The organism is Mesorhizobium sp. M7A.F.Ca.ET.027.02.1.1 (assembly GCF_004022985.1).
Classification (GTDB): Bacteria; Pseudomonadota; Alphaproteobacteria; order Rhizobiales; family Rhizobiaceae; genus Mesorhizobium.
On the sequence record NZ_RZOL01000267.1, the window covers coordinates 1 to 8333 of the forward strand.

The 8333-nt window shown below is 59.3% G+C and carries 11 protein-coding genes and 1 pseudogene; 4 read left to right on the forward strand and 8 right to left on the reverse strand.

Features of this window, described 5'->3' with window-relative positions; all coding sequences use genetic code 11:
• Positions 1-129: 129 nt before the first annotated feature.
• Positions 130-288 (reverse strand): hypothetical protein, encoded by a 159-nt coding sequence (locus EN749_RS24515; protein ID WP_081738677.1) that lies wholly within the window; start codon positions 286-288, stop codon positions 130-132.
• Between the two features lie 150 nt (positions 289-438).
• Entirely contained in the window at positions 439-666 is a 228-nt protein-coding gene (locus tag EN749_RS24520) for a hypothetical protein (RefSeq protein WP_127322665.1), read from the reverse strand.
• A 253-nt stretch (positions 667-919) separates the two neighbouring features.
• Between EN749_RS24520 and EN749_RS24525 the strand changes: the two genes are divergently transcribed.
• The 3 genes from EN749_RS24525 (at position 920) to EN749_RS24540 (ending at position 3142) form a co-directional block, all read left to right on the forward strand.
• Positions 920-1315 carry a hypothetical protein gene (locus EN749_RS24525; protein ID WP_127322666.1) on the forward strand — a complete coding sequence of 132 codons (396 nt, stop codon included), beginning with the start codon at positions 920-922 and terminating at the stop codon, positions 1313-1315.
• 52 nt (positions 1316-1367) lie between these two features.
• Positions 1368-2558 carry an NADH-quinone oxidoreductase subunit D gene (locus EN749_RS24530; RefSeq protein ID WP_128364139.1) on the forward strand — a complete coding sequence of 397 codons (1191 nt, stop codon included), beginning with the start codon at positions 1368-1370 and terminating at the stop codon, positions 2556-2558.
• Between the two features lie 398 nt (positions 2559-2956).
• Complete coding sequence (locus EN749_RS24540; protein WP_128364140.1) at positions 2957-3142, forward strand: hypothetical protein; 186 nt, start codon at positions 2957-2959, stop codon at positions 3140-3142.
• Positions 3143-3180: 38 nt separating this feature from the next.
• Here EN749_RS24540 and EN749_RS24545 read toward each other — a convergent pair whose 3' ends face one another.
• Both EN749_RS24545 and EN749_RS24550 read right to left on the reverse strand, forming a co-directional pair.
• The gene (locus EN749_RS24545) at positions 3181-3930 is read right to left on the reverse strand and encodes a metallophosphoesterase (protein WP_127271062.1); all 750 of its coding nucleotides are present in this window, start codon (positions 3928-3930) and stop codon (positions 3181-3183) included.
• A complete protein-coding gene (locus EN749_RS24550) occupies positions 3923-4732 on the reverse strand; it encodes a nucleotidyltransferase family protein (RefSeq protein WP_023812007.1) in 810 nt (269 codons plus the stop codon). Before EN749_RS24550 ends, EN749_RS24545 begins: the two co-directional genes overlap by 8 nt.
• 365 nt (positions 4733-5097) lie before the next feature.
• Between EN749_RS24550 and EN749_RS24555 the strand changes: the two genes are divergently transcribed.
• Complete coding sequence (locus EN749_RS24555) at positions 5098-6009, forward strand: agmatinase (protein ID WP_128364141.1); 912 nt, start codon at positions 5098-5100, stop codon at positions 6007-6009.
• 2 nt (positions 6010-6011) lie between these two features.
• Here EN749_RS24555 and EN749_RS24560 read toward each other — a convergent pair whose 3' ends face one another.
• The 4 genes and pseudogenes from EN749_RS24560 to EN749_RS24575 all read right to left on the reverse strand — a co-directional run.
• Entirely contained in the window at positions 6012-6668 is a 657-nt protein-coding gene (locus tag EN749_RS24560) for a DUF1629 domain-containing protein (protein WP_128364142.1), read from the reverse strand.
• 64 nt (positions 6669-6732) lie between these two features.
• Complete coding sequence (locus EN749_RS24565; protein ID WP_127329025.1) at positions 6733-7395, reverse strand: glutathione S-transferase family protein; 663 nt, start codon at positions 7393-7395, stop codon at positions 6733-6735.
• Between the two features lie 27 nt (positions 7396-7422).
• Positions 7423-7911: a hypothetical protein gene (locus EN749_RS38990; protein WP_245491492.1), complete on the reverse strand. Its 489-nt coding sequence runs from the start codon at positions 7909-7911 to the stop codon at positions 7423-7425.
• Between the two features lie 5 nt (positions 7912-7916).
• A pseudogene (locus tag EN749_RS24575) lies at positions 7917-8333 on the reverse strand (aldose 1-epimerase family protein); the annotation flags it as partial.

Sequence of the window (8333 nt, forward strand, 5' to 3'; positions counted from 1 at the left end):
GCATCACACGACGAACAACAATGTCGAGGAGAAGGGCGGCGGCGGGCTGATGGTGGTCATCGAGGTCGGCTAGATCTGCCAACCCCTTGCGAATTTGCCGATGTCATCCGGAGGCCGCGTCGTTGCGCGCTACTTCTTGATAATGGTTCCGTTGCGCAAGTCGAATGCCTCGGTACCGCGAGCCTGGCGGTAGAAATCGTCCTGCAATTCGCCCCACTCGCCGAGAAAGGCGCCGCAATTGCTGCAATGAATTGGCGTCGATTCCTTGGCGTTGTCGGGAATGTCCATTTGGATAGTCCCACAAGCCTTGCAATCGAGTTTGTCGTCCAGCCGTCGTCCCATTTCCCAATGATTGCGCATTTTCGGCCATGAGCCAATTGTCGATTTCGTACCAAATCGCTTCAACCACCGGTGAGTCCTCCAGCCATGGCTCATCGGTCAATCGCGAGAGTCAAAAAGGACGGCCAGCCCCAGTTCCCGTGCCAGCTCGACGATCGTCTCCATCAACTCATCGTCTGTATCCTGCAAATAAGGCGCGTCGCTGCGAGCGGCCTCTATCGCCGCTTTGACCGAAACGATGTCGCCGTATCGCGCACTTCGAAGCTCCTCTGCCAGAAACGCCTTGGCGGTACCGACAGGTCTTATTGCCCATCTGGCGATGCTCATGCGGCTCCCTCCCATGGTCACCTCTGCTTTATTTTGATCCTCTCCAAGGTGCAGATCAATCGATGGTACGATTCCGTACGCAACCGCTCAGCCGGTTGGGAGACAGCCATATGACGTCGTCTTGGCCATGGTTCGTTCGGCGTTTCCCCAGGGGGGTCGACGCGAAATTGCCCAGTGTGACCAGCCCCGCGGGAACAATCGCTCGGCATGGGGGTTTCTTCAAAATCTCCCTCGAAGGATGCAAGGAGCGACCATGCGCATGTTGACGATAGCTGTCGCACTTTCCGGGGCGGTCATCATTCAGCCCGTCTACGCCCAAACTGTTGGACCGCAGCTTCCCCAGGTGACGCCACCGCAGGGCGAAGTGCAACCGGAGCAGGCGCTGCCAGATCCAGGCTCTGCTGATTTGAATTTCACCGGCGTTGCCATTGTCGCCGTCGAGGATCTGCCTGACGAAATCAAGGCGCAGGCGGATGCCGTGATCAATCAGACCAGCGCCGAAGATTTGCTACGCCTGCAAAACTCAGTCGATGCTTCGCCTCAAGCGACATCGGCCTTGAGGGCGAATGGGCTCAATTCCTCGCAGGTTGTCGCTGCAAACATAGATGGCGATGGCACCCTGACGCTGATCATTCAGACGACGACTTGAGGCGCCGAACCATTCGCATCACGCCTTGCCCCGACAGTCGCGGAGAGCAGCAATGGTCGAAGCCGCCGTTCGCAACTTCACCATCAATTTCGGGCCCCAGCATCCCTCGGCCCACGGTGTTCTTCGGCTGGTGCTCGAACTGGACGGCGAGATCGTCGAGCGTGCCGATCCGCATATTGGCTTACTGCATCGCGGCACCGAAAAACTCATAGAGCACAAGAACTATTTGCAAGCGCTGCCCTATTTCGACCGGCTCGACTATGTCGCGCCGATGAACCAGGAGCATGCGTTCTGCCTCGCTGCCGAAAAACTGCTCGAAATCAGCGTTCCAAAGCGTGGACAACTCGTCCGTGTTCTTTTTTGCGAAATCGGCCGGCTTCTGTCGCATCTCCTCAACGTCACGACGCAGGCCATGGATATCGGCGCGCTGACGCCGCCGCTTTGGGGATTTGCGGAGCGGGAAAAGCTGATGGTTTTTTACGAGCGCGCCTCCGGCGCCCGCATGCATGCGAATTATTTCAGAATCGGCGGCGTGCACCAGGATATGCCTCCGAAGCTTCTCGACGACATCTGGGCTTTCTGCGATCCGTTCCTCAAAGTCTGTGACAACCTCGACGAATTGCTCACCGGCAGCCGTATCTTCAAGCAGCGCAATGTCGATGTGGGCGTGATCGGGCTGGAGGATGCCTGGGCCTGGGGATTTTCCGGCGTGATGGTGCGCGGATCGGGCGCCGCATGGGATTTGCGCAAGGCACAGCCATACGAATGTTACCCGGACATGGATTTCGACATTCCCGTCGGAAAGAACGGAGACTGCTATGACCGCTACCTGGTCCGCATGGAGGAGATGCGCCAGTCGGTGCGGATCATGAAGCAATGCCTGGAAAAACTGCGGTTACCCGAAGGCCAGGGGCCGGTCGCGCTTCCAAACCAGAAGATCACGCCGCCGCGGCGCGCCACGATGAAACGCTCGATGGAGGCGACCATCCAGCATTTCAAACTTTATACCGAGGGGCATCGCGTGCCGGCCGGAGAAGTCTACGCCGCTGTTGAAGCGCCAAAGGGAGAATTCGGTGTTTATCTGGTTTCCGACGGGGGCAATGTCCCTTACCGGTGCAAGATACGCGCGCCATCCTTCGCCCATCTGCAGGCGATGGATTTCCTGTCTCGAGGGCACATGATCGCCGACGTTGCCGCCATCATCGGATCGCTCGACATCGTGTTTGGCGAGATTGATCGTTAGCCGTCCGAAGGTGTGCTTTGCCCCGCGATAAAGAAACTCCCCTTCGTCCTACGCGTGGATGGGAGGCTCTTCATTCTCGTCGGGATTGGGCAGCGGGGTCTCGTCCGGGAGCCTTTCCGGTTCGGGTTCCTCGATCGGCTCGGGCTTCCATGTTGGAGGCGGCACGGGAACATCGCGATTTGGGTCTGGCTGTCTTGGCTGTGGCATCGAACTATCTCCGTTCAGTCGGAACAACTCGTGCGCCGTGGCATGGTTCCTGGCAGAATCCAGCGAGATCGTTACGCCCTCGGGACACGAGTATGTTGGTCCGCCCAGGTGAAGGCGCAAAAGTTGCAGATCGTTCGGAACCGGTCGGATTTTCGAGCCGTTGTCGTCGACAGGGATCAAGGAGAAGCGCGATGAAGGACAAGGAAGGAAATATCGACCATACATTGCCGCAGGTCGCCATCGACGATCAGCAGGTGCGACAACTGGCGGCCACGACCGATTTGCCGTCCAGGCAGGCTCGCGAACTGGTGCGCCGTCACGGCAACGACCCCCGGAAGCTGGAAGAGTTGGCGAAATCGATCAACACCACCAATTGAGTCAAGGCCAATGGACACCACGGCGCATGCCGCTGGCGTCAGATTTCGAGCAAGGCGTAGGGGCGGCCGCTTGGCTTGGCCACATGCATGGCGACGTTGTAGACCTTGGCTCCGCCAGGTGTTTGACCTTCGTAAGAACCGCGATGTGCATGACCGTGCACGACAGCACTAACCTGGAATCGATCGATCGTCTCCGCCAGGCGTGAAGAGCCCAGAAATGGAAATATCTCCGGCGGTTCTCCCGCGACTGTGTCGGCAATTGGCGCGTAGTGGAGGATCACCAGTGTGCGCTTCGCCCGCACCTGGCGCATCGCATTTTCAAGTCGCATTGCCTCGTTCACGCTTTCCGCGACCATCGTCTTGATCGCCGGTTCACCGAATGAGCCGAGCATGCGTGAGCCGAAGCCGCCTATGAATCCCTTCACGCCGACAAAACCCACCTCCTCGATTTCAACTGCCTGCCCGTCGAGGAGATGAACATGCGCCTGGCGCAGGATCTTCGTGACGTCTTCCACCGCACCAGACTCGTAGTCATGATTGCCGAGCACCGCCACGACCGGGATCGAGCAGTTGCGCAGATCCTCGGCCAGCATCTCCGCTTCACGAGGCTTGCCGAGATTGGTCAGATCTCCCGTGAGAACGAGAATGTCGGCTTCGCTCGATATCTCGCCGAAGAGGTCGCGATACGAGGTTTGCGCATCTTCCCGCACATGGAGATCCCCGACCGCGGCAACTTTGAGCGCGCGTGCGCCCTCCTTGGGCGCGCTGCTCTTGACGGGATCAGCCATCACGGAATTCTCCCACACCACCGACGCCGGCGAAGCCCCATTCCTTGACGTCGATTTCGTAATCGGTTTGCGAAAGCAGCCGCCCACGGCAGATCTTCATCCTTGGAGACGGCAACTGCCGTTGCTTGGCGAGGCGGTCGAGCAATTCATCGAGCAGCCACGCCGGGATATGATCGCGCTCGCTCGGATAAATCCACCTGAAATTGATAAGCTGCATCAACAGAACCTCCCAGTGAACCTCCAGATAAGAAAGCAGCCGGTGCCAATCGATCTGATCGCCCGCCTTGAGAATCGTATGAGCGATATCGGCGCCATCGTGTCGCCCTCTGTCCTGGATAAAGCATTTGGACCAGATGAGTTCGGTCGGGCCGATGATCCGCACCCTGCTGCCCAACAGCTCTGTTTGGCGGGCGTGTTCCAGCCACAGGTCGCCAACAGGCACCGTGCCGTTAGCCGAGCCGAATATGACGTCGAAGAAATGCGTGCCCTTGAACACCTTGCCGAGCCACCGGTCATCCTCGATTTCGACGGCATATCCAAGCTGCTTGAAATGGGCCAGGATCCGCGCGTAGTCGCCTGCCTTGCAGAAGATATCGAGGTCCTTGGTCTGGCGGGTGACACCCGTATAAGCGCTTACCGCGTAGGTCCCGGCGACCAGAAAGGGTATGTCGGTGGCGGTAAGCTCACGGATTGCTTCCGTGTAAAATACCTCCGCCTCGGCATTTTTGAGCGTCGGCGCCGCTTTTGCATCGATCTTGGGAAGCGAGACCAGAACGTTTTCAGGCAATGGACCATTGGTCATGAAACGATGACTCCGAATCCGGCAACCGGCAGTCGCCCGCTGTGGTAACAACGTGAACCTCGCCTGGTTCCGCTATCAGGCGACCAGCCAAGGTTCATTCTCGTCACGTACTGGAAATTTCGGGATCGCGCCTGCCGACGCAAGCCGCCCCAACGTCCTCGCCGGCAGCGCAATGTCGCCTCGAAATCGGCGCATGCCACCGCCAATGCCCCGTTGGCCCAAATTTGAAACACCAGGTGGGTGATCGATCTCGATTGTTTTAGAGTTTATTGGGCTTACCCGATCGGCACAAAGCTGAAGCCGGGGCGCTTGACTTAACCGCACCCGATCGGCGTGCGCTAAGCATCATCAGGATCCATCAAGGCATGACCCCCTCGCCTCCCTTTCTCGGCTTTCCAGACCGTCTCGCAGATGGTCACATGCCCCGCGCGGTGATCTTCGGGGCCGGTCACGGCAGCACTTATCCCGGCAAGGACAGCCGCGGCCATGCCTTGGCGGCGGATGCGATCCGCGTTGCGAGCCAGGACGATGCCGCGTTCGTCGAGCACTGGGATTTCGATCTCGGCGGCCCGCTGTTCGACGGCAAGCCGGCCTCTTGCATCGACGCCGGCGATATCTTGACCACCATGCATGACAATGCCGGCAACAGGGTCAGGATCGAGGCAAAAACGCGCGAAATCCTGGCATTGCCGGCCGTGCCGATCCTGATCGGCGGCGACTGTTCCATGACCATTCCCTTCCTCGCCGGCTTTGCGGAGCACGGGCCGGTCTGGGTCCTGCAGATCGACGCCCATATCGACTGGCGCGACGAGGTGTATGGCGAACGCCACGGCTATTCGAGCCCGATGCGCAGGGCGAGCGAGATGCCGCATGTCGCAGGCATGGTGCAAGTCGGCCTGCGCAGCGTCGGCAGCGCACGCATCACCGAGATCGAAGCGGCACGGCGCTATGGCAGCCACTTCGTGACCGCCCGCGAGGTTCACGCTCAGGGCGTCGAAGCCGCGCTCCGGCATATTCCGGAAGGCGCGCGGGTTGTCGTCACCCTCGACTGCGACAGCCTCGATCCAAGCGTCATGCCGGGCGTGGCGGCGCGTACACCCGGCGGCCTAACCTACATGCAGGTGATCGACCTGATCGCCGGCCTCGGCAGACGGGCCCGGATCGCAGGGTTCGACCTTGTCGAGTTCTATCCGCCGGCCGACATTGACCGCCTGTCAGCGCTGACCGCCGCGCGCCTTCTCGTCAATGTGGTCGGCACCGTCGTCCGGCAGGTTTGATATCAAAACCCTGCTTTTCGCCGCAGACCGGCCCAAAAGCGCGTGAGCGAGCTCGCGGTTGAAATGCTCTTTTCCACACCTGGGTACTCGATCCTGCCTTGTCCGGCCGGCTCGTCGCTCCAGACCAAGTTGAAAGCAATGCCCTTGAGCCCAAGCTCCCCGATCCGGCGTACGATCGTCTCCTGCAGATAGATATCGGATATTCGCACCCCATCGGCACGCTCGGGCAGCTTGAATATCTCGGTACCGCCGATTGCGTCCGCTCGAAGGACGAGGCTTTCGATCACCATTATGCCGCCATCGTCAAAGCGAACGATCTTTGAACGTTCCTCATCCAGCGCATCGATCACGGTGGTGACATTGAAGAGCGATATTGGCTCGTCAGCACGAAGCGGCAGGAATTCACCGTACGGTTCGAGGGTTGGCCGAAGCAACTTCAACGCCCTCGCCCGCAGGATGAGCACATGCTCGCCAAGCCATGGAAAATCTGAATATTGCCGGAGCGTACCGTCCTCGTGTTCGCACAGGATCTCCATCCTGGGCGGATGCCATTGTGTCTGCTTCCGGCCGCAGAGCGTCGAAAACAGCTGGTAGTCGTCCGCTTGTCCAGGAAGGACCCATTCCTGTCCTTCGACCACACTCAGGACATAGATATTCATCCGATCCCCCGCACATCATTGCCTTGGTAGGCTCGGCCTGCTGCGCGGCTCTTCGCGCGCGTTCTCACCGCTGGTCCGCGACAGCCGTTTGCGGCACCGGCGGCAATTCGGGTGCATCCATCCCCTTGAAAGGGTCACGCCAGGCGCCGATGTCTTCAAGCCGACGGTACCAGCGGCTGACAGAGGAATAATCGTCGAGCGGCAATCTGGCGGCTTCGTTGAACGGCAGGAAGGTCGCCATTCGAAAATCGGCATAGGAAACCGAATTCCCGACCAGCCACTGCCGCTCGGCAAGCACGGCGTCGAGTATTGCCGCGGCCGTATGGAATTGGTTTAGGCCCTCCTCCACCCGCTTCTGATCGATCGGGCCGATGCCGTACCGCTGTTTGGTCCCACGTTCGAAATGCACCATGTCGCAAGCGAATGCGAAGTGCTCCTTGCCCCAGCTCAGCCAGCGGATCATCTCGGGTTCGTCATCGCCGGTGCGCCAGAAATCCGAATGCGCATCGCGCGAGAGCCGGCAGGCTATGGCGTCTGCCTCCCAGAGGCTTTTTCCCTCTTCTTCCGCGAGGATGGGCAGCGAGAGATTGGGATTTAACCGGCGAAATTTCTCCGCTTGCCCCGGAGCGAATGGCGAGGCGAATTCAAATTCGACTTTCGCGTCGAGGTAGCGTGCCACCGCGACCGCGAGCCGAGGGTTGGGATTGCGGCTGAAATACAGCTTCATTGGGCACCGACGGTCTGAGCGACCACGTCATAGTCGATCATGGGCGGTCTCTATGCAGCTTCGAAGCCAGCTCGAGCGTCCATGTATCCTGACGGACTGGGCTCGCTTTTCATCATCGTTTTTCGCCAAGCTTCCTGCATTTATCAGAGCCAATTCCCAAACACAGGCAACAACAGGTCTCTTTACCGTATCCATCGGTTCGGCGGCGGAATACAGCTTCCGATAGATATGCTGACAAAGCACCGAACCTTGTATCCACCAGTGAACCGAGATGGAAACACCCAGCTCGCCAGGATGAATAATCACAAAGCCCATGCCATTGTCGTCACCCTCGTCCACCACACGCGGCAGAACCTCCTGTCGCACGAATGACTGTGCCAGGGTCACCATGGGTCCGTCGACCTTCTTGTTGTCTGCGACGAGGCCATAGACTTTGAGCTTGAGACCGCCAATGTCCCATTGGCCCAAATTCGAAACACCACGTGGATGGTAGATCTCGATTGTTTCAGAATTCACTGGGCTCACTCCAATTCAGCCATTCGCGCACGACGCTGCAGCAGACGTACCTGATAGCTCAGAACACGCTTCGCGGCAGGCTCGATCAACATCACGCTAGGCTTATCGATAAACTCACCATCGAAATCCACCGGGCTTGCAAGGCCATGCCAGGGTTCGATGCAAAGAAATGGCGCGCCGCCGGGTTTGGACCAGATACCCAATTCCTGGAATCCCTGCCACAACATCTCGATCGCGGGACCGCTCTCGGCAGCGTAGCGCACGCTGGAACTGACGGGCCGATCCATGATCACCGCGTCCTCGCCGAAGAGCCTTTCGGAGAGTGCCAGCCTTTTGCCTTCCACAGGCGTCGGTTGTGGCGCTTTCAGCAGCAGGCCGTCCTTCAGGCGGCGGATCGGCGCTTGCTCGGCGGAGGCAAAGGT

Coding starts and splice junctions, on each gene's coding strand:
- EN749_RS24515 (WP_081738677.1), bottom strand. CDS start 288: ATGGACATTCCCGACAACGCCAAGGAATCGACGCCAATTCATTGCAGC.
- EN749_RS24520 (WP_127322665.1), bottom strand. CDS start 666: ATGAGCATCGCCAGATGGGCAATAAGACCTGTCGGTACCGCCAAGGCG.
- EN749_RS24525 (WP_127322666.1), top strand. CDS start 920: ATGCGCATGTTGACGATAGCTGTCGCACTTTCCGGGGCGGTCATCATT.
- EN749_RS24530 (WP_128364139.1), top strand. CDS start 1,368: ATGGTCGAAGCCGCCGTTCGCAACTTCACCATCAATTTCGGGCCCCAG.
- EN749_RS24540 (WP_128364140.1), top strand. CDS start 2,957: ATGAAGGACAAGGAAGGAAATATCGACCATACATTGCCGCAGGTCGCC.
- EN749_RS24545 (WP_127271062.1), bottom strand. CDS start 3,930: ATGGCTGATCCCGTCAAGAGCAGCGCGCCCAAGGAGGGCGCACGCGCG.
- EN749_RS24550 (WP_023812007.1), bottom strand. CDS start 4,732: ATGACCAATGGTCCATTGCCTGAAAACGTTCTGGTCTCGCTTCCCAAG.
- EN749_RS24555 (WP_128364141.1), top strand. CDS start 5,098: ATGACCCCCTCGCCTCCCTTTCTCGGCTTTCCAGACCGTCTCGCAGAT.
- EN749_RS24560 (WP_128364142.1), bottom strand. CDS start 6,668: ATGAATATCTATGTCCTGAGTGTGGTCGAAGGACAGGAATGGGTCCTT.
- EN749_RS24565 (WP_127329025.1), bottom strand. CDS start 7,395: ATGAAGCTGTATTTCAGCCGCAATCCCAACCCTCGGCTCGCGGTCGCG.